Source organism: Streptomyces sp. NPDC014870 (genome assembly GCF_043081505.1).
Lineage (GTDB): Bacteria > Actinomycetota > Actinomycetes > Streptomycetales > Streptomycetaceae > Streptomyces.
In genome coordinates, this window is sequence record NZ_JBIBWQ010000003.1 from 767,503 (window position 1) to 787,604 (window position 20,102).

17 protein-coding genes are annotated in these 20,102 nt (G+C 72.4%); 12 read left to right on the forward strand and 5 right to left on the reverse strand.

Translation table 11 applies throughout. From position 1 onward, the window contains the following. Positions 1-82 precede the first annotated feature (82 nt). On the forward strand, positions 83-301 hold the full coding sequence (locus ACF09C_RS12285; protein WP_392091314.1) for a hypothetical protein: 219 nt from the start codon (positions 83-85) through the stop codon (positions 299-301). 36 nt (positions 302-337) lie between these two features. Here ACF09C_RS12285 and ACF09C_RS12290 read toward each other — a convergent pair whose 3' ends face one another. Beyond that, a complete protein-coding gene (locus ACF09C_RS12290) occupies positions 338-1,579 on the reverse strand; it encodes a threonine aldolase family protein (protein ID WP_392091315.1) in 1,242 nt (413 codons plus the stop codon). A gap of 124 nt (positions 1,580-1,703) precedes the next feature. Here ACF09C_RS12290 and ACF09C_RS12295 point away from each other — a divergent pair, with 124 nt between their 5' ends. The 10 genes from ACF09C_RS12295 to ACF09C_RS12340 all read left to right on the forward strand — a co-directional run bounded on the left by ACF09C_RS12295 (position 1,704) and on the right by ACF09C_RS12340 (position 9,826). After that, a complete protein-coding gene (locus ACF09C_RS12295) occupies positions 1,704-2,630 on the forward strand; it encodes a Rossmann-like and DUF2520 domain-containing protein (protein WP_392091316.1) in 927 nt (308 codons plus the stop codon). After that, complete coding sequence (panC, locus tag ACF09C_RS12300) at positions 2,627-3,673, forward strand: pantoate--beta-alanine ligase (protein ID WP_392091317.1); 1,047 nt, start codon at positions 2,627-2,629, stop codon at positions 3,671-3,673. Before ACF09C_RS12295 ends, panC begins: the two co-directional genes overlap by 4 nt. After that, entirely contained in the window at positions 3,670-5,364 is a 1,695-nt protein-coding gene (locus tag ACF09C_RS12305; RefSeq protein ID WP_392091319.1) for an L-aspartate oxidase, read from the forward strand. Before panC ends, ACF09C_RS12305 begins: the two co-directional genes overlap by 4 nt. Further along, the gene (nadC, locus tag ACF09C_RS12310; protein ID WP_392091320.1) at positions 5,361-6,374 is read left to right on the forward strand and encodes a carboxylating nicotinate-nucleotide diphosphorylase; all 1,014 of its coding nucleotides are present in this window, start codon (positions 5,361-5,363) and stop codon (positions 6,372-6,374) included. The genes ACF09C_RS12305 and nadC overlap by 4 nt, the downstream gene beginning before the upstream one ends. Next, positions 6,374-7,180, forward strand: a complete 807-nt coding sequence (locus ACF09C_RS12315) for a type III pantothenate kinase (RefSeq protein WP_362015704.1) — start codon at positions 6,374-6,376, stop codon at positions 7,178-7,180. The genes nadC and ACF09C_RS12315 overlap by 1 nt, the downstream gene beginning before the upstream one ends. Before the next feature lie 120 nt (positions 7,181-7,300). Then, positions 7,301-7,924, forward strand: a complete 624-nt coding sequence (locus ACF09C_RS12320; protein WP_392091426.1) for a hypothetical protein — start codon at positions 7,301-7,303, stop codon at positions 7,922-7,924. A gap of 14 nt (positions 7,925-7,938) precedes the next feature. Beyond that, complete coding sequence (locus ACF09C_RS12325) at positions 7,939-8,115, forward strand: hypothetical protein (protein ID WP_362414199.1); 177 nt, start codon at positions 7,939-7,941, stop codon at positions 8,113-8,115. Between the two features lie 153 nt (positions 8,116-8,268). Next, positions 8,269-8,751, forward strand: a complete 483-nt coding sequence (locus ACF09C_RS12330) for a BlaI/MecI/CopY family transcriptional regulator (RefSeq protein WP_392091321.1) — start codon at positions 8,269-8,271, stop codon at positions 8,749-8,751. A 9-nt stretch (positions 8,752-8,760) separates the two neighbouring features. Further along, on the forward strand, positions 8,761-9,288 hold the full coding sequence (locus ACF09C_RS12335; protein ID WP_392091322.1) for an amino-acid N-acetyltransferase: 528 nt from the start codon (positions 8,761-8,763) through the stop codon (positions 9,286-9,288). A gap of 202 nt (positions 9,289-9,490) precedes the next feature. Next, on the forward strand, positions 9,491-9,826 hold the full coding sequence (locus tag ACF09C_RS12340) for an Lsr2 family protein (RefSeq protein WP_362015693.1): 336 nt from the start codon (positions 9,491-9,493) through the stop codon (positions 9,824-9,826). A 4-nt stretch (positions 9,827-9,830) separates the two neighbouring features. On the opposite strand, the gene ACF09C_RS12345 is transcribed toward ACF09C_RS12340, so the two are convergent. After that, a complete protein-coding gene (locus ACF09C_RS12345) occupies positions 9,831-10,463 on the reverse strand; it encodes an SCO3374 family protein (RefSeq protein WP_392091324.1) in 633 nt (210 codons plus the stop codon). Positions 10,464-10,937: 474 nt separating this feature from the next. Between ACF09C_RS12345 and ACF09C_RS12350 the strand changes: the two genes are divergently transcribed. Then, positions 10,938-13,463, forward strand: a complete 2,526-nt coding sequence (locus ACF09C_RS12350; protein ID WP_392091325.1) for an ATP-dependent Clp protease ATP-binding subunit — start codon at positions 10,938-10,940, stop codon at positions 13,461-13,463. A 69-nt stretch (positions 13,464-13,532) separates the two neighbouring features. Here ACF09C_RS12350 and ACF09C_RS12355 read toward each other — a convergent pair whose 3' ends face one another. The 3 genes from ACF09C_RS12355 to ACF09C_RS12365 are packed head-to-tail and all read right to left on the reverse strand — an operon-like array spanning position 13,533 to position 19,925. Continuing rightward, a complete protein-coding gene (locus tag ACF09C_RS12355) occupies positions 13,533-16,433 on the reverse strand; it encodes an NACHT domain-containing protein (protein ID WP_392091326.1) in 2,901 nt (966 codons plus the stop codon). Beyond that, positions 16,433-16,762 (reverse strand): trypco2 family protein, encoded by a 330-nt coding sequence (locus tag ACF09C_RS12360; RefSeq protein WP_392091327.1) that lies wholly within the window; start codon positions 16,760-16,762, stop codon positions 16,433-16,435. The genes ACF09C_RS12355 and ACF09C_RS12360 overlap by 1 nt, the downstream gene beginning before the upstream one ends. A gap of 28 nt (positions 16,763-16,790) precedes the next feature. Then, entirely contained in the window at positions 16,791-19,925 is a 3,135-nt protein-coding gene (locus ACF09C_RS12365; RefSeq protein ID WP_392091328.1) for an NACHT domain-containing protein, read from the reverse strand. Positions 19,926-20,102 lie beyond the last annotated feature (177 nt).

Consider the following 20,102-nt stretch of genomic DNA (forward strand, 5'->3'; position numbering starts at 1 on the left):
GCCCGGTGGGTGGTGTCGCGTCGTTTGACGCCGCCCGTCAATCGACGCGACCCGGGGCGGCCGGCGGAGCATCGTCGAGTCCATGAACGCGATGCACCAGTACCTCTTCGACACCTATCGCGCCGCGCAGCACGGGGAGCGGATGCCGCCGCTGCCCGGTACCCACGACGTCGCGACCTACCGTGCGCTCCGCGACCGCCGCCGCTTCCGCGCGGTCCTCGCCGGCCGGCCCGCCCGGGGCCGCCTGCGCCTGGCCCTGCGTACGGTCCTGGGCCGCCGGCACCACCCGAAGGCCTGCTGAGACCCGGGCCCCTACGGCCTGGGCAGCAGCGCCGCCCTACGGTCGGGGCAGCAGCGCCAGGAAGGCCCGTACCGCCTCCCTGACGTCCGCCTCCGTCCAGGTCAGGCCCGGCTCGCCCACCGTCACCTCCGCCATCGCCATCCCCGGCGGACCGCCCGCGCCGGGGCTCCGCCAGCGGCGGAAGAGGACGGTGCCGGTCGACTCCGCGAGCGCCACGGAGGCCGCCGTCAGGACGTCCGGGTCGTACGGCAGCCAGACCTGGAACTGGTGGGTGTGCGGCGGCTCGGGGTGCACCCGGAACCACGCCGTGCCCGCCTCTTCGAAGGCCGTCCGCAGCCAGGCCGCCACCACGCGCGCGTGCGCCACGTACGAGGGCAGCCGGGGCAGCTCCCGGTCGAGGCCCCGGAGCGCCGAGGCCGCCGCCGGGTACTGCTGGAAGACCTGGCCGCCGTACCGGTGCCGCCACACCCGGGCCTCCTCCATCACGTCCTCCGGGCCGGCGAGCGCCGCGCCCGAGAGACCGCCCAGGGACTTGTAGAAGGACACGTACACGCTGTCCGCGAGCCCCGCGATCTCCCGCAGGCCGCGCCCGAAGTGCGGGGCGCACTCCCACAGTCGCGCGCCGTCCACGTGCACCACCGCATCCCGTTCCCTGGCCGCCTCCACGACCTCCACCAGCTCGTCCCAGGTCGGCAGTACGAACCCGGCGTCCCGCAGCGGCAGCTCCAGCATCAGCGTCCCGAACGGCTCCGGGTGGTCCCGTACCTCGTCCGCCGTGGGCAGCCGGGGCTCGTCCGTCGGGTGGACCGTCCGCAGCCCGCTCACCGACTGCAGCGCGCCGCCCTCGTGGACCTCCGGGTGGGCGAGCGGGTGGAGGGCGACGACGGGGCTGCCGGTCCGCCCGGCCCAGCAGCGCAGTGCCACCTGCTGCGCCATCGTCCCGGTCGGGAAGAACACCGCGGCGGGCAGCCCGAGTTCCTCGGCCACCCGCCGCTCGACCTCCTCGACCAGGCCGTCGCCGTACGCGTCGAGCGGGCCGCCGTCGTCCTCGGTGGTCCCGGCCCAGTCGGCGAGCGCCCGCAGCCGGTCGCCCACCGTGCCCTCGACCGGTGAGTGGGCCAGCTTCCGGGCGGCCGCGCCCCACACCTCGGCCTGGTGGCGGCGGGTTCCGGCCGCGTCCGCCGGCTCTTCCGGCCGGCCGTCGGCGTCCTCGGCCACGCCCTCGACCCTGCGCTCGCCCATGCCCTCGTCCACGTTCTGGTCCACGACGTCGTCCATGGGTCGATCATCACACCGCCGCCCACACCCTGTGGACAGCCACGGAGGAGGACGAAACGCTGGCGTAGCATGACCAGAAATCGTCCGGTACCCCCCGCGGACTGGAACGGAAGGCCGTTGCCGCGTGAACCATCCAGCTGAGTCCCGAGCAGAACCCCGAGCCGAGGACCGACCCGCGCGACTCACCGTCGGAGTCGTCGGAGCGGGCCGGGTGGGACCCGCCCTCGCCGCCGCCCTGCAGCTCGCGGGCCACCGGCCCGTCGCCGTCTCCGCGGTCTCCGACGCGTCCCGGCGACGCGCCGCCGAACTGCTCCCCGACGTGCCGGTCGTGCCGCCCGCCGAGGTGCTCGCCCGGGCCGAGCTGGTCCTCCTGACCGTCCCCGACGACGCCCTGCCGGGCCTGGTCGAGGGACTCGCCGACACCAGTGCCGTACGCCCCGGTCAGCTGCTCGTGCACACCTCCGGGCGGTACGGCGTGCAGGTCCTCGACCCCGCCCGCCGGGCCGGCGCCCTGCCGCTGGCCCTGCATCCCGCCATGACCTTCACCGGCACCTCCGTGGACGTCCAGCGCCTGGCCGGCTGCTCCTTCGGGGTGACCGCGCCCGTGGAGCTGCGGCTCGCGGCCGAGGCCCTGGTCATCGAGATGGGCGGCGAGCCCGAGTGGATCGCCGAGGAGGCCCGCCCGCTCTACCACGCGGCCCTCGCCCTCGGCGCGAACCACCTGGTCACGCTGGTCGCCCAGTCGATGGACCTGCTCCGCGAGGCCGGGGTGGCCGCCCCCGACCGCATGCTCGGCCCGCTCCTGGGCGCCGCCCTGGACAACGCGCTGCGTTCCGGGGACGCCGCGCTCACCGGCCCCGTCGCGCGCGGTGACGCGGGCACGGTCGCCGCCCATGTCGCCGAGCTGCGCAAGCACGCGCCCGGCACCGTCGCCGGCTATCTGGCGATGGCCCGCACGACCGCCGACCGGGCGCTCGCGCACGGCCTGCTCAAGCCCGAGCTGGCCGAGGACCTGCTGGGTGTGCTCGCCGACGGGGAGACCGACCGATGACATCGACCACCTTCGCCCTGGTCCGTACGGCGGACGAGCTGCACGCCCTCGCGGCGGGCCCGGGCGTGGCCGAAAACAGCTCCACCGACCGCCGCAGCGCCGTCGTCATGACCATGGGCGCGCTCCACGACGGCCACGCCACCCTCGTCCGTACGGCCCGTGAGTCCGTCGGCCCCGACGGCTTCGTCGTCGTCACCGTCTTCGTCAACCCGCTGCAGTTCGGCGCGGGCGAGGACCTCGACCGCTACCCCCGCACCCTGGACGCGGACCTCAGGACGGCGGAGGAGGCCGGCGCCGACGCCGTCTTCGCGCCCTCCGTCGACGAGGTGTACCCCGGCGGCGAGCCGCAGGTCCGGATCAGCGCGGGCCCCATGGGCGAGCGCCTCGAAGGCGCCTCCCGGCCGGGCCACTTCGACGGCATGCTCACCGTCGTCGCCAAGCTGCTCCACCTCACCCGCCCCGACCTGGCCTTCTTCGGCCAGAAGGACGCCCAGCAGCTGGCCCTGATCCGGCGGATGGTCCGCGACCTGAACTTCCCGGCGGAGATCGTCGGCGTGCCGACCGTCCGCGAGACCGACGGCCTGGCCCTGTCCAGCCGCAACCGCTACCTCTCCGCCGGCGAGCGCCGCACCGCCCTCGCCCTGTCCCGCGCCCTGTTCGCCGCGAGCGACCGGCTCGCCGCCCAGCACGCGCTGCGCGCGCGTGCCGACTCGCTGCCCGGCGCCCACAACCGGGCCGGGACCCGCGCCGAGGGGCTCTCCCGGCTCGGCGAGGCCCGTGCCGCGGCCGACGCCCACGCGGTCGCGCAGGCGGCCGAGGGCGGTGGCGCCGAGGCCGTACGGGCCGCGGCCCGCGCCGTCGTCGACGAGGCGGCGAAGGCCGAGCCCCCGCTCACCCTCGACTACCTCGCCCTGGTCGACCCGGCCGACTTCACCGAGGTCGCCGACGACCACGCCGGCGAGGCGCTCCTCGCCGTCGCCGCGCGCGTGGGCAGCACGCGGCTGATCGACAACATCCCGCTGATGTTCGGAGCCACCAAGTGACTGGAATACGGCTGCACGCGCCCGCGCCCGGCTGGTCCATCGACGCCGACGTCGTCGTGGTCGGCTCCGGCGTCGCCGGGCTCACCGCGGCCCTGCGCTGCACCGCCGCCGGACTGCGCACGGTCGTCGTCACCAAGGCCCTCCTGGACGACGGCTCCACCCGCTGGGCGCAGGGCGGGATCGCCGCCGCGCTCGGCGAGGGCGACACCCCGGAGCAGCACCTGGACGACACGCTCGTCGCGGGCGCCGGGCTCTGCGACACCGAGGCCGTCCGGCTCCTGGTCACCGAGGGCCCCGACGCCGTCCGCCGGCTGATCGACACCGGCGCCGACTTCGACAAGACCGCCGACGGCGAGATCGCCCTGACCCGCGAGGGCGGCCACCACCGCCGCCGGATCGCCCACGCGGGCGGCGACGCCACCGGAGCGGAGATCTCCCGCGCCCTCGTGGAGGCGATACGGGACGGGGGGCTGCGCACCATCGAGCACGCCCTCGTCCTCGACCTCCTCAAGGACGCCGACGGCCGCACCGCGGGCGTGACCCTGCACGTCATGGGGGAGGGCCAGCACGACGGTGTCGGCGCCGTCCACGCCCCCGCCGTGGTCCTCGCCACCGGCGGCATGGGCCAGGTCTTCTCGGCCACCACCAACCCGGCCGTCTCCACCGGCGACGGCGTCGCGCTCGCCCTGCGCGCCGGGGCCGAGGTCTCCGACCTGGAGTTCGTCCAGTTCCACCCGACGGTGCTCTTCCTCGGTGCCGACTCCGAGGGGCAGCAGCCGCTGGTCTCCGAGGCGGTACGGGGCGAGGGCGCCCACCTCGTGGACGCGGACGGGGTCCGCTTCATGCTCGGGCAGCACGAGCTGGCCGAGCTCGCCCCCCGCGACATCGTCGCCAAGGCGATCATGCGCCGGATGCAGGAGCAGGGCGCGGAGCACATGTACCTGGACGCCCGGCACTTCGGCGCCGAGATGTGGGAGCAGCGTTTCCCCACCATCCTGGCCGCCTGCCGGGCCCACGGCATCGACCCGGTCACGGAGCCGATCCCGGTCGCCCCCGCGGCCCACTACGCCTCCGGCGGCGTCCGCACCGACCTGACGGGCCGGACCACGGTCCCGGGCCTCTACGCGTGCGGCGAGGTGGCCTGCACGGGCGTCCACGGCGCCAACCGGCTCGCCTCGAACTCGCTCCTGGAGGGCCTGGTCTTCGCCGAGCGGATCGCCGACGACATCGCCGTGCGCGGCCCGCACCGCGAGGGCCTTCCGGTGGTCTCCGCCGGCGCGACCGTGCTGCCGCTGCTGGCCCCGGAGACCCGGGTCCGCATCCAGCGGATCATGAGCGCGGACGCCGGAGTGCTGCGGTCCGCCGCGAGCCTCGGCGCCGCCGCCGACGCCCTGGAGGCGCTGAGCCTCTCCGCGGCGGAGGACCACTTCGGCAAGACGGCCGAGCCGGGCGTCGAGTCCTGGGAGACCACCAACCTCCTGTGCGTCGCCCGGGTCCTGGTCGCCGCCGCCCTGGAGCGCGAGGAGACCCGCGGCTGCCACTGGCGCGAGGACCACCCCGAGCGCGTCGAGGAGTGGCAGCGCCATCTGGTCGTGCGCCTCACCTCGGACCGGCGGCTCGTGGTCCGCCGTACCCCCACCGCAGACTTTCCCCCCGTCACACCCGAAGCCCCCGAGGAGCCGCAGTCGTGAGCACGCCCGAAGAAGCACGTCCGCAGCCCGTGGACGTCCCCCTCATCCAGATCAGCGCGCCCACCGAGGACACCGGCGGCTGCGGTGACGGCTGCGGCTGCGCCGACGAGGTCTACGAGAGCGGCCTCGACCCGGCGCTCGCCCAGCTCCTCGCCGACGCCGGCCTCGACCCGGTCCAGGTCGAGGACATCGCCCACCTGGCCATCGAGGAGGACCTCGACGGCGGCGTGGACGTGACGACCGTCGCGACCGTCCCCGAGGACGCCGTCGCCACCGCGGACTTCACCGCCCGCGAGGCGGGCGTGGTCGCCGGCCTGCGGATCGTCGAGGCCGTGCTGTCCATCGTCTGCACCGACACCTTCGAGGTCGAGCGGCACGTCGAGGACGGCGACCGGGTCGAGGCGGGACAGACGCTGCTGAGCGTCACCACCCGCACCCGTGACCTGCTCACCGGCGAGCGCAGCGCGCTGAACATCCTGTGCCGCCTCTCCGGCATCGCCACCGCCACGCGCGCGTGGGCGGACGTCCTGGAGGGCACCAAGGCCCGCGTGCGCGACACCCGCAAGACCACGCCGGGCCTGCGCGCCCTGGAGAAGTACGCGGTGCGCTGCGGCGGCGGGGTCAACCACCGTATGTCGCTGTCGGACGCCGCGCTGGTCAAGGACAACCACGTGGTGGCCGCCGGCGGCGTCGCGCAGGCCTTCAAGGCCGTACGGGAGCAGTTCCCGGACGTGCCGATCGAGGTCGAGGTCGACACGCTGCACCAGGTCCGCGAGGTCCTGGACGCGGGCGCGGACCTGATCCTGCTGGACAACTTCACCCCCCTGGAGACCGAGGAGGCCGTCGCCCTGGTCGCGGGACGCGCGGTCCTGGAGTCCTCCGGCCGCCTCACCCTGGAGAACGCGGCGGCGTACGCGGCGACGGGCGTGGACTACCTCGCGGTCGGCGGGCTCACGCACTCCTCCCCGATCCTCGACATCGGCCTCGACCTGCGCGAGGTGCGGGCCTGATGCTGCTCACCATCGACGTCGGCAACACGCACACGGTCCTCGGCCTCTTCGACGGCGAGGAGATCGTCGAGCACTGGCGCATCTCGACCGACCCGCGCCGTACCGCCGACGAGATGGCGGTCCTGCTCCAGGGCCTGATGGGCATGCACCCGCTGCTCGGCGTCGAGCTGAGCGACGGCATCGAGGGGATCGCGATCTGCGCGACGGTCCCCTCGGTGCTGCACGAGCTGCGCGAGGTCACCCGCCGGTACTACGGCGACGTCCCGGCCGTCCTCGTCGAGCCCGGCGTCAAGACGGGCGTGCCGATCCTCACGGACAACCCGAAGGAGGTCGGCGCGGACCGGATCATCAACGCGGTCGCGGCGGTCGAGCTCTACGGCGGCCCGGCGATCGTGGTCGACTTCGGTACGGCGACGACGTACGACGCGATCACCGCGCGCGGCGAGTACGCGGGCGGGGCGATCGCGCCCGGCATCGAGATCTCGGTCGAGGCGCTGGGCGTCAAGGGCGCGATGCTCCGCAAGATCGAGCTGGCCCGGCCGCGCAGCGTGATCGGCAAGAACACGGTGGAGGCGATGCAGTCGGGCATCGTCTACGGGTACGCGGGCCAGGTCGACGGCGTGGTCTCCCGCATGAAGCGGGAACTCGTGGGCCGGGACGGCGACCCCTCGACCGTGACGGTGATCGCGACGGGCGGCCTCGCCCCGATGGTCCTCGGCGACTCCACCCAGATTGACGAGCACGAGCCCTGGCTGACGCTGGTGGGCCTGCGCCTGGTGTACGAACGCAACGTCTCCCGGCTGTAGCCGGGGCGCGGCGCGGAGCGGTCGCCGCGCGCCGCGCCCGGGGATGATCGGTAAGACGAAATTTGTCCGATTAGCGCGTATCGTCACCTCATGCCCACGCCATACGGATCCCGGGGCGGCATGGCGTTCAGCGCGGACGAGCTGCGTGTGGTCCGCCGCGCCCTTGCCACCGCCCTCAACCCCGCCCCCCTTCAGGACGAGGACGTCCAGGACTGTCTGCGCCTCGCCGAGTCCGTGGACGACGCCGTCCGCGAGGCAGGCCGGCTCCGGGCGTTCCTCCTCGCGGACCTGACCAGGTACCGCGAGACCCTGCCCGGCTCGCTCACCGGCTATCTGGAACTCCTCCAGGACGCCCTCGGCGCGGGGTACGACCCCGGCGCCGACGACCTCGCGGCCCTGCGCGCGCTGCGGGCCAACCCCCGGGCCGCCGCGCTCCTGGAGCGCTGCCAGGTCCTCGCGGAGCGTTCCGTGCGCGCCCGCCTCGCCCGCCTCTCCCAGGCGGCGCCGGCGCCCGTGCCGCCCAGGCCCGTACTGCCCGCACCGGCGCAGCCCCCGGCGCCCCGCGCCCGGCTGCTCGCCCTCCCCGGCGGCCGGGCCGCCGACGAACCCAAGCGCCCCGCCACCCCGAAGCCGCCCGCGACGCCCGCCCCGGCCAAGCGCCCCGCGCCCAAGCCCTCCGAGGTGTTCCCGCCGTGCCGACGCCCCGTACCTCCGCCCCCGCCCGAGGAACGCGCCGCCGGATAGCTACCCTGGTGGCCATGGACTACGTATCCGCGCTCCTGCCCCCCGTCGTGATGGCCGTGTTCTTCACCGCGCTCGTCGTCACGATCGTGAAGAGCCAGGGCGGCCCCAACAAGGCCAAGGAGGACGCCGCCGTGGACGCCGCCCTCGCCCGCGCCGAGGCCACCCGTCAGGCGGACGGCGCGGCCTCGTAGCCCGCGCGGCCCCCGCCCGCGGCGGGAGGACGCCCGAAGAACAACCGAGCGACACCCGAAGGACGTACGACCACTTTCCGGTCGTACGTCCTTTTTGTTGCGTTTCCTCCGTCAATAACCGGCCATTACCGGTTCGCGGACTATGGTGGCGGTGTGCCCCGACAATTGGGAGAGCTGGAAGACGCCGTCATGACACGCGTCTGGCAATGGAACCGCCCGGTGACCGTCAGGGAAGTCCTGGAGGATCTCCAGCAGGAACGGTCCATCGCCTACACCACCGTCATGACCGTAATGGACAATCTCCATCAGAAGGGCTGGGTGCGCAGGGAAGTCGACGGGCGCGCCTATCGATATACGGCGGTCTCCACCCGCGCCGCCTACTCGGCCGCACTGATGAACGAGGCCTGGGCCCAGAGCGACAACCCCGCGGCGGCCCTTGTCGCGTTCTTCGGCATGATGTCCAGCGAGCAGCGCGAGGCCCTCGGCGACGCGATCCGCGTCGTCGGGTACAACGCCCCCGAGCCCCCCGCCCCACCTGCGGAGGAACCCCCCGCGAGCCCGCCGGCGACCGCCCCCGCGGCCGCGGAGGAGGCCGGCGGCGAGGCTGCCGACGGCCCGGACGACGCCGGGCGATAACGTCCCCCCATGCCGTCGTCCCAAGCCGCCGCAAAAGCCGTCACCGTTCGTCGCGCCCGCACCAGTGATGTCGCCGCCGTACGCCGCCTCGTCGATCCGTACGTCAGCCGGGGCATCCTGCTCGACAAAGCGACCGTGACGCTTTACGAGGCCATCCAGGAGTTCTGGGTCGCCGAACGCGACGAGGACGCCGTCGTGGTCGGCTGCGGCGCACTCCACGTCATGTGGGAAGACCTCGCCGAAGTCCGTACTCTCGCCGTCGATCCCGAGTTCAAGGGCGCCGGTGTCGGACATCACGTGCTCGAGAAGTTGCTGCACACCGCGCGTTGGCTCGGGGTACGCCGGGTATTCTGCCTGACCTTCGAAGTCGACTTCTTCGCGAAGCACGGCTTCGTGGAGATCGGTGAGACTCCGGTCGACGGAGATGTGTACAGCGAGCTCCTGCGTTCCTATGACGAGGGTGTCGCGGAGTTCCTCGGTCTCGAACGAGTGAAGCCGAACACCTTGGGCAACAGCCGGATGCTTCTGCACCTCTGATCGTAACGATCGCTCTGATACCGGCTCCGGAACCTGCGCGGAACCGTCACGGAACCCCGTCGGAACCCACTCGGAACCTCTATGTCCGAATCGCGCACGTTTCCCGCGTTGCCGGGCTTCTGAACCTCTCCCAGGGGTTTGTGTTTTTCCGGGAAAAGCGGTTTCCTTTCCGCGTACTGCATTTTCGATGAAAGGAAATCCGGTGGCACAGAAGGTTCAGGTCCTTCTTGTCGACGACCTCGACGGTGTCGAGGCGGACGAGACCGTGACGTTCGCGCTGGACGGCAAGACCTACGAGATCGACCTCACCACCGCCAACGCGGAGAAGCTCCGCGGCCTCCTTGAGCCGTACACCAAGAGCGGCCGTCGCACCGGTGGCCGCAGCGCCGGTACGCGCGGCAAGGGCCGGGTGGCGCCCGGTGCGGGCCCGGACACCGCGAAGATCCGTGCGTGGGCCAAGGAGAACGGCTACCCGGTGAACGACCGCGGCCGTGTCCCGGCGGAGGTCAAGACCGCGTACGAGAACGCCAACCGCTGACGCGTCAGCTGCTGAGGGGCCGGCCCGCGGAGCAGGCGGGGCGCGCGCTCAGCAGCCGCACCCGGTGGCACTCCGCCGCCGCGGCGGCCACCAGGCGTGCCAGACACGGGGCGGCCGCGTCGGCCCGCTCCGCGGGCCGCAGGGCGGGCAGTGAGGGTTCCACCGCACGACCCGGCTCGGGGGCCCGCAGCCACACCGCGGCGCCCGGCGCGCCGGAACCGCTCCATCCTGGGGGAACAGGAGCGGTCATCCGGCTGCCGGCGCCCATCGCGGTGAGATCGAGCGAGATGCCGCCCCACTCCAGCCAGTCGAGGAGCCCCGGCAGCTCCTCCGCGCTTCCCGCGGCCACCAGCAGCCGCATCCGCCGCCCCGCCAGGGCCACCGGCCCCGTGGCGCCCGCGCCCGTCCTGCGCAGCACCGCACGGCCCGCCTCGGCGGGCAGCTCCAGGACGTCGAAGCGCAGCCCCGTCACCAGGCCCACCGGCGGCCCCGCCACCGTCGCCCAGCCGAGCCCCTCCTCGTACCAGCGCGCCGGATCGCCCTCGAACGCCGGATCGCCCTCGAACGGCGGACCGTCGAGACGCGGACCGTCGAGCGGCGAGCGGGGCGGCGGCACGCGCCGGACGCTGAAGGGCATGTCCGGGGAACGCCTCCGAGGGCTCCTTGGTTACGCCGACGGGCCCGCGCACATCGACTCTCCGTCGCCGTCCGGATGCGCTCCGTGAGCGCGAGGAGGGCGTACGGGTGCGTCCGGCAGCGCAAGGATGTTCGCCCGTAGCGGAGGGAACCGGGGTGTGCCGCATGGAGTGTCAGTGCCTACGGGTAAGACATTCCTAGTGAGGAGGGACGACTCGCGGCGATTCGCGTCTCACGTTCGCCATCGGCGTACATGCGGCACGGGTAACTGCTTGGCCTGCGGGAACATCGTCTCGCACCATCGAGTTGGAGCATTTGTCGGCTGTTCGGCAGCAGGTCTCCCCACGGACAAGGGGGTGATCCGGACGGATGTCGGCAGTTGGAATGAGCGGTCCCCGCTTGCGGGACTAAGCTGCGGAAGGACAGGGAGGGGATCGACCCCTAACTGACTGACCGCTCTGAGGAGCGATTAACGATGTTCGAGAGGTTCACCGACCGCGCGCGGCGGGTTGTCGTCCTGGCTCAGGAAGAAGCCCGGATGCTCAACCACAACTACATCGGCACCGAGCACATCCTCCTGGGCCTTATCCACGAGGGTGAGGGTGTCGCCGCTAAGGCCCTGGAGAGCCTCGGGATTTCGCTCGAGGCGGTCCGCCAGCAGGTTGAGGAGATCATCGGGCAGGGCCAGCAGGCTCCGTCCGGTCACATCCCCTTCACCCCGCGTGCCAAGAAGGTCCTGGAGCTGTCGCTCCGCGAGGCCCTCCAGCTCGGCCACAACTACATCGGCACGGAGCACATCCTGCTCGGCCTGATCCGCGAGGGCGAGGGCGTCGCCGCCCAGGTCCTCGTGAAGCTGGGCGCCGATCTCAACCGGGTGCGGCAGCAGGTCATCCAGCTGCTCTCCGGCTACCAGGGCAAGGAAGCCGCCACGGCCGGCGGTCCTGCCGAGGGCACCCCCTCGACGTCCCTGGTCCTCGACCAGTTCGGCCGCAACCTCACCCAGGCGGCCCGCGAATCCAAGCTCGACCCGGTCATCGGGCGCGAGAAGGAGATCGAGCGGGTCATGCAGGTGCTGTCCCGCCGCACGAAGAACAACCCGGTTCTCATCGGCGAGCCAGGCGTCGGCAAGACCGCCGTCGTCGAGGGACTGGCGCAGGCCATCGTCAAGGGCGAGGTGCCCGAGACCCTCAAGGACAAGCACCTCTACACCCTCGACCTCGGCGCGCTCGTCGCCGGCTCCCGCTACCGCGGTGACTTCGAGGAGCGCCTGAAGAAGGTCCTCAAGGAGATCCGCACCCGCGGCGACATCATCCTGTTCATCGACGAGCTCCACACCCTGGTGGGTGCGGGTGCCGCCGAGGGCGCGATCGACGCCGCCAGCATCCTCAAGCCGATGTTGGCCCGCGGTGAGCTCCAGACCATCGGCGCCACCACGCTCGACGAGTACCGCAAGTACCTGGAGAAGGACGCCGCGCTCGAGCGCCGCTTCCAGCCCATCCAGGTCGCCGAGCCGTCGCTGCCGCACACCATCGAGATCCTCAAGGGTCTGCGCGACCGGTACGAGGCCCACCACCGCGTCTCCATCACGGACGAGGCCCTCGTCCAGGCCGCGACCCTGGCCGACCGGTACATCTCGGACCGCTTCCTGCCGGACAAGGCGATCGACCTGATCGACGAGGCCGGCTCCCGGATGCGCATCCGCCGGATGACCGCGCCGCCGGACCTCCGCGAGTTCGACGAGAAGATCGCCGGCGTCCGCCGGGACAAGGAGTCCGCGATCGACTCCCAGGACTTCGAGAAGGCGGCGTCTCTCCGCGACAAGGAGAAGCAGCTGCTGGCGGCGAAGGCCAAGCGGGAGAAGGAGTGGAAGGCCGGCGACATGGACGTCGTCGCCGAGGTCGACGGCGAGCTGATCGCCGAGGTCCTCGCGACCGCCACCGGCATCCCGGTCTTCAAGCTGACCGAGGAGGAGTCGAGCCGCCTGCTGCGCATGGAGGACGAGCTCCACAAGCGCGTCATCGGCCAGAAGGACGCCGTCATCGGCCTCTCGCGGGCGATCCGTCGTACGCGTGCCGGCCTGAAGGACCCGAAGCGTCCCGGTGGCTCGTTCATCTTCGCCGGCCCGTCCGGTGTCGGTAAGACCGAGCTGTCCAAGGCGCTCGCCGAATTCCTCTTCGGCGACGAGGACGCGATGATCTCCCTCGACATGTCGGAGTTCAGCGAGAAGCACACGGTTTCCCGGCTCTTCGGTTCCCCGCCCGGATACGTGGGCTACGAAGAGGGCGGCCAGCTCACCGAGAAGGTGCGCCGCAAGCCGTTCTCCGTCGTCCTCTTCGACGAGGTCGAGAAGGCCCACCCCGATATCTTCAATTCCCTTCTCCAGATCCTGGAGGACGGTCGCCTGACCGACTCCCAGGGCCGGGTCGTGGACTTCAAGAACACGGTCATCATCATGACGACCAACCTCGGGACCCGGGACATCTCGAAGGGCTTCAACCTGGGCTTCGCCGCCCAGGGCGACACGAAGTCCAACTACGAGCGGATGAAGGCGAAGGTCAGCGACGAGCTGAAGCAGCACTTCCGCCCGGAGTTCCTGAACCGTGTGGACGACATCATCGTCTTCCCGCAGCTCACCCAGGACGACATCCTGCAGATCGTCGACCTGATGATCAGCCGGGTGGACGAGCGCCTCAAGGACCGGGACATGGGCATCGAGCTCTCCCAGGCCGCGAAGGAGCTGCTCGCCAAGAAGGGTTACGACCCCGTCATGGGCGCCCGGCCGCTGCGCCGGACGATCCAGCGCGAGGTCGAGGACTCGCTCTCCGAGAAGATCCTCTTCGGCGAGCTGCGCCCCGGTCACATCGTGGTCGTGGACGTCGAGGGCGAGGGTGAGGAGAAGAAGTTCACCTTCCGCGGCGAGGAGAAGTCGGCCCTGCCGGACGTCCCGCCGATCGAGCAGGCCACGGGCGGAGCGGGCCCGAACCTCTCGAAGGACGCGTAAGCGCCCGACCGCGTGACAGGGGCGGCCCCGGACTCGGAAGAGTCCGGGGCCGCCCCTTTGGCGTGGCCCCTATGGCTGCAGGGTGAGCCGGTCGCCGAAGGGGGCGCGGCCGAGGACGTGCCGTTTGGCGAGGCCGTCGACCTTCACCTTGAGGCCGGCGAGGCTGTGCAGCGGGGTCAGGTCCAGCTGGGTGGTGAGGTCCGGGCGGGCGTGCAGCGAGAGATGCCGCAGCGAACGGACCCTCGCGATCACCTTCAGCTCCTCGGCGCCCAGCCGCATACCGTCGAGCTGCAAGGACTGCAGCTCGACGAGACCCTCGAGTGCCGTGAGGTCCGTCAGCGACGAGCAACGCTGCATCGACAGGGCCCGGAGCGTGGCCGCGAACGGCATGAGCAGCGACAGGTCCGTCAGGCGTGCGTTGTCGGTGATGTGGAGCAGTTTCAGGGGGAGGTCACGGAGGGCGTCCGTGATCTCCGCCTGGGCGAAGCCGCCGTGCAGATGAACGTTCGGGGCGTGCCGCAGCAGCGGGACCCAAGGGAGCTGGTCTTTTTCCGTGATGTAGAGCATGACTATGTCGAGCGGGATGCGGGCCAGGACTTCGCGGGCGTACGCCTCCGTCGGGAACGTCGACCAGCTGACGGCCAGCAGAAAGGCATGCGCGGCGTCGGCGTACGCGCGTGCATAGGGGAGCGCGGCCGCGCCACCGATCTCGCAGATCAGGGAGAGCGAGGATCCTCTGGGGTCCGCCTCCGACGCCGGGTCGGGCAGGAGCGGCAGGAGGTAGGCCCCCAGCCTTGTCAGCGTGTTCTGCTGTTCGAGGGTCCGGGGCGGCAGGACCGAGACGATCGCCTTCCGCACGCGCGCGTGGAGCCCCTCCGTGAGCCAGGCCGCGTGCTGGGCGCAGAGGGCCGCCAGCACGTAAAGGGTCGTCTTCAGGTCCTTGTCCCGGCTCCCCGAGCCCGCCGCGAGGAGCCCCTCCACGAGGACGGGCAGGTCGCGGCGCGAGCAGTGGCCGGCCGCGAGCAGCAGGACGTCGTGCCACTGCTGGTCGCGCGCGTGCCGCAGCAGCTCCGGTACGAGGTCGTCCTCGACGAACTCCTTGGCCGCCAGGAAGTCCTGGAACGTGCGGTGGGCGAACTGGAAGACGGAGTCGGTCCGTTCGTGCAGGAGGCCGGTGCGGTTGAGGAGATGGGTGAGGATCTCCTCCGGCGTGCCCTGGGCCGTGACGCGCGGCATCCCCGGCAGCGTCCGGTTCAGCTGGTGCAGCGCCTGTTCCCGGGTGAACTCCGTCTGCCCGCCCCGGACGAGCCAGGCCGCGAGCCGCTGGAGGAGCTGTTGGTGCTCCTCCACCGACATCCGGATGCCGTCGGGGGCGTCGATCCGGCGCCGGTCGTCGCGGCTGCCGAGCAGCAGCCTCAGGGCGGACTCGTAGAGCGCCCAGCGGGTCTCGGGCAGGAACCCCTCCCGTAACCGGTGGAGGGCGCAGATCACCGCGCAGAGCAGCGGCGTACGGGCCAGGTCGGCCAGGGTCGGGTTGTGGCGGAACTGCTGGAGCAGATCGCGTTCGAGCGCGTCGAGCGGCTCGTCGACGGCGTCGAGCCGGGCGGCGTCGTGCCAGGCGGTCACGAAGGCCTGGATGTCCTCGTCCCGCATCGGGAGCAGGGTGAGCTCCTCGAACCCCTCCCCGCCCAGCCAGTCCACCTCGACGGCGAGCGGCCGTACGGTCGCCACGCAGCGGGTGCGGGGGTAGCGGGCGAGGAGCCCCGACAGCCAGCCGTGGACGGCCTCGCGGTCCTCCTGGGGCACCTCGTCGAGACCGTCGACGAGCAGCAGCGCCCGGCCTGCGGTGAGGACCCGACCGGCCCACCCCTCGGGCGCCGCGTCGATCATCAGGCCCGCCGCTCCGGGGAGTTCGGCGGGGGAGGGGAAGCCGGTGCCGCGGGCGCGGAGGGCCCGCAGGGGGACGACGAACGGCACGAGGCCGTTCAGCTCGGCCAGCCGCGGGCCGAGGCTGCCGGCGGCCGCGTGGGCGGCGAGCCACCAGACCAGGGTGGTCTTGCCCGCGCCCGCGTCCCCGCGGAGCAGGACGCGGGGGCGGGCGGCGAGGAGGTCGTCGATGCGCTGGGGGACGGGAGTTGCGGCCGGGTCCCGTGAGGTGGCCTCCAGGGAGAGGTAGGCGGTGTCCAGGTCCCAGTCGGCGGCCCGCCGGCCGAGTTCGTCGAGGCCGAAGATCCGGGTGCGGCGGTAGGCGGCGGCGACGGCCTCGCCGTACTCCTGCTCGTAGGGCGCGTCGGTCGAGGAGTGGTGGGTGAGGGCGACGAGCGAGGGGAAGCCGTGGCCGGTGGCCTGGGTGTAGGCGACGAGGAAGTCGGCGTCGGCGGCGAGGGCGCTCAGCGGCACGCACTCGACGCGCCGGTGCCCACGGCCTCTCGGCACCTCGCGCACGATCCCGAGCAGCCCGTCGGCGGAGATGACCGGCCCGCCGGAGAGCCCCGCGAGTGGCGAACCCTCGTCGCTCTCCAGGGCCGCCGGGGGTGCGTCGAGTTCGACGACCATCGTGCGGCGGATGAGCCCGGCGAGGGGGAGCAGGGTGCCCCGGTACTGATCGCTCTCCAGTTTGCGGCCGTCCTCGTACCGCTGGACACGTGGGTACCCGAGGATCTCGCAGCCGGGCAGGGGCCGGTCGGTGGCGACGTGACCGATCCTCGCACGGTAGGCGACCAGCCCGACCAGGCTCTTGGGGGCCTGCAGGAGCGCCGCGTCGAGCCGGTGGTCCGACCAGATCACCTGGCAGAGGACGGACGCGTGCAGTCCGGGCACGGACACCCAGGCCGAGTAGGCGGGGCCCAGGACATGGGCGCAGGTGAGGACGGTGTCGGTGGTGAGCATGACGCCGCTGCCCTGCCGGCCGTACTGCTCGGACCGGACGACGACGGGGAGCCGTAAGGCGGTGCGGGGAAGGGCGCCCATCAGCGGGCGGGCCCGGTGCCGAAGTCGGAGGTGTCACCGGCGTCGTCGTTGCCGACGAGCCAGGGCCCGTGGGTGGTGGCGTTCCGCGGCTTGAGCGTGAAGGAGACGCGGTGGGTCTCGCCCCGCGCCCTGGAGGCGTCGGCCCCGCCCTCGACGACCCAGGCCTTGACCTTGGCCCCGCCCTTCACCTCCTTGCGGAGTTCGATCGTGAACTCCATCTCGATGTCCCCCACTTCGAAGGCCACGGGCTTCCCCGTGGCCCGGCCGGCGGCCTCGATCAGCTGATCGCGTACGGACTCGATGGCGTCGGCGAGTTCTATGTCGGTCATGTGCGCGAACGTACCGGGGGAGGGTGGTTCATGTGACCACTTCGACGGTGGGGCGGAGGTGCTCGGTGCCGGTGAAGCGGGCGCCGGCAGCGGAGACACGGGTGAGCCCTGCCAGGGACGCCAGGGGCGTGAGGTCGTAGACCGGATCGGATTCGAAGTCCCAGAGGGCGAGTTCCTCCAGATCGGGGAAGGTCCTGGCGATCGCTTCCAGGGAGAGCAAGGATCCCGTGCAGTCCACGTCCAGCCGCCGGACCCGCAGCCGCAACGAGTCCGGCATGTCCTGCATGGCGGCATCGGGCACCGACAGCGACGTGAGCGCGCCGAGGTCGGCCATCACCCGCCAGTCGTCAGCGGTGATCCTGAGGGCCCGGACGAGGGTGAACCCCCTGAGGCGGGTGAGACGTCGGAGAACACCGAAACCGCGTTGGGGGTACGCGGACAAGGTGAGAGCCTCCAGCTCGGTGCCGAGCGGGAACGACTCCAGGACCTGTCCGAGGGGGCCCTGTACGACCAGGCTCTTCGCGCTGCCGAGAGCGTCGCTCAGCAGCGCGGCTCCCTGCGAGGTGAGGCGTCCGCGGAGTTCGAGGTGTTCGGGGAGAAGGCCGAGGCGCACGATCTCGGCGGCGTGAGCGTCGGAAACGATGGTGAACTTGAGGCGCGACGGGTCCAGCCGGGCGATGATCTCGGCGGCGTAGACCGTGGGGTCGAACCGGGACCATCCCCACATGAGCTGGGAACGGACCCCCAGATTCTCGTGGCGGGTAAACCTGGCGAGGTACGGCAGCGCCGCCTCGTCCGTGATGTGCGTCGCCGTGATCACCACCGCCCGCGCGGCCTCGTCGTCGAGCCCCTCCGGTCCCGGGAGCAGGTCGAGGACCGCCCGGCCCACCGACGCCAGCTCCCGCGCCTCGTCCGGGCCGGACGGCGGAATGACCGCCGCCGTCCGGCGCAGGACCCGGTCGCGGATCTCCGGTGCCACCTCCGTCGCGTGGTCGAGGGCGGTCGCCGCCACGACGAGGACCCGCAGCCGGGTACGGCGGTCGGGCGCCGCGTCGACCGCGCGCAGCAACTCCTCGAAGATCTCGGCGCATTCGCGCGGGCGCGCGTGGCCGACGGCCATGCGGATGACGTCCTCCCACTGGTCGTCGGCCGCGTGCTGGACCAGGACGCCGATGTCCCAGCGGTCCACGAGGGCCTTCGCCGCGAGGTAGTCCTGGAAGGTGCGGTGCACGAAGTCGACGGTGTCGGCGGTCGGTTCGCGCAGGAGACCGCTGCGGTGGAGCAGGTGCGTGAAGACCGCGTCCGGTGCGTACCCGGCCGCCTCGGTGATGGCCGGTACCGCCTCCCGTACCACCGACTCCGCGTGCGAACGGTCCATCGTCGTACGGCCGTTGAGAGTCAGCCAGTACGCGATGCGCTGGATCAGCTGGATCTGCGGGGCCTCGCCCAGCTCGATCCCGTACGGCGTCCCCATGTCCCGCTCGCGGTCCCGGCGGCTGAGGAGCATCGACAGGGCCGCGTCGTAGAGCGCCTTCCGGCCGCGCGGCAGAAAACCCCGGCGGCTGCGGTGCAGGGCGCAGATCAGACCGCACATGAGGGGGTTGGTGGCGAGCTGGGCGACCTCGGAGGTGGACCGCAGGGCGTCGAGCAGCTGCTGCTCGTACGGGGCCGCGTCCGGTCCGGCCGCCCGGTGCCAGCGGCGTACGAAGGTGGTGACCTCGGCGGTCGACATGGGGGCGAGGGCCAGCTCGGCGAATCCGTCGGCCGTCAGCCAGTCCTCGCGTACGGCGGTGGGGCGGGAGGTGACGAGCCAGCGGTTGCCTTCGTAGGAGTCGAGCAGGTCGCGGAGCCAGCGGCGGGCGCGCTCGCGCTCCGCCTCGGGGATCTCGTCGATGCCGTCGACGAGGATCAGGCCACGTCCGGCGGCCAGGACGCGGTCCGCCCAGCCGTCGGGCGGGGAGAGCGGGCAGCCGACGGAGGCCAGGAAGCGGTCCGGGGCGGGAAGCCGCTCGCCGTGGCGGGTGAGGGTGCGGAGGGGGAGGACGAAGGGGATGCGGTCGCGGAGGTACGCCATGTCGTCCGCGAGGTCCTCGCGGGTCGCCGAGACGGCCAGCCACTGCACCAAGGTCGTCTTCCCGGAGCCGGCGAGGCCGCGTAGGAGCACCTTGTCGTGCCGGGCGAGGGCTTGGTCGGCCGGGCCGCCCGCGTCGAGGGCGTCGAGCAGGCGGATGGCCGCTGCGCGCACGGCCTCGCTCTGTTCCCGGGTCCACGTGACGCCCGTGCCCGGGCCGGTCACGCCGAGGGCGGCGTCCCCGAGGGCGTCGTCGAAGGCGTCGAGGTCCTCGTCAGAGGGCAGATGCGTGTCGACCCGCTGGAGGGCGGCCAGGTGGAGGCGGCGGGCTTCCTCTCCGTGCTCGCCATGGGACAGCAACGCGAGCGGAGGCCCTGCCGACCCCGTCGCCTCCAGCGACAGATACGCCACGTCCAGCGGCCACCGCTCCGGCGCGCCGTCCAGGTCCACCCCGTAGATCTGCAGGCTCCCGTGCTTCCGTGCCACGTACGCCAGGTACCGCCGCTCGAACTCCGCGTCCCGCGCGTCCACCCGGGGCGTGCGGCGGATGACCTCGTCGACCTTGGCGGTCAGGGCGGCCTGGCCGCGGGTCTGCTCGACCAGGGAGCGGGCCACGAAGGTGGAGCGCTGGGTGAAGAACTCCAGGATGTGGACGCAGGCCCACTCGGTCAGCGAGCCGAGGAAGTGGACGGAGTCCGTCGACAGGCCGTCCGGGGCCGGGGCCGCCGCCCGCAGGGCGCGGGCCAGGGCGGGCGCGCCCAGGTGGACGGCCTGGACGTCGTCCATGTCGAGGTCGCCGAGGGCGAGCAGGGTCGCAGCCAGGGTGTCCGTGAGCGCCTCGGTCTCGTCGGCGGGGAACGGCCGCTCGCCGGGGCCGGCCGTCGCGCGCTCGACGAGGGTGGCGGCGAGCTTGCGGACGTCCTTCTCGGTCAGGGTGCGCTTCTCGCCGCGGAAGGAGACGAGCCCGGACAGCCGGATGCGCCGGGCCGCGCCCGGCAGACCCGCCCCTGGACCGTCGCTGACCAGCAGTTTCTTCAGAAGCGGGGCCATCGCCGCAGAGGCGAGGCGCGTGCCGATGACTGACGGTTCCATCTGGTGTCCCCCCTTGGTGCCCGACGGCGTCAGCGTAGCCCCGGACGTGATCGACAAGGCCGCGGTTGCGTGACCCAGGTCGCAATGGTGGGGGCGGCGCCGTGACAAGGCGCACAGGCGTTTCGAGGGGTACTAAACGGAATAGTGCTGGTGTTTGGTGGTGATTCGGGACGTTCA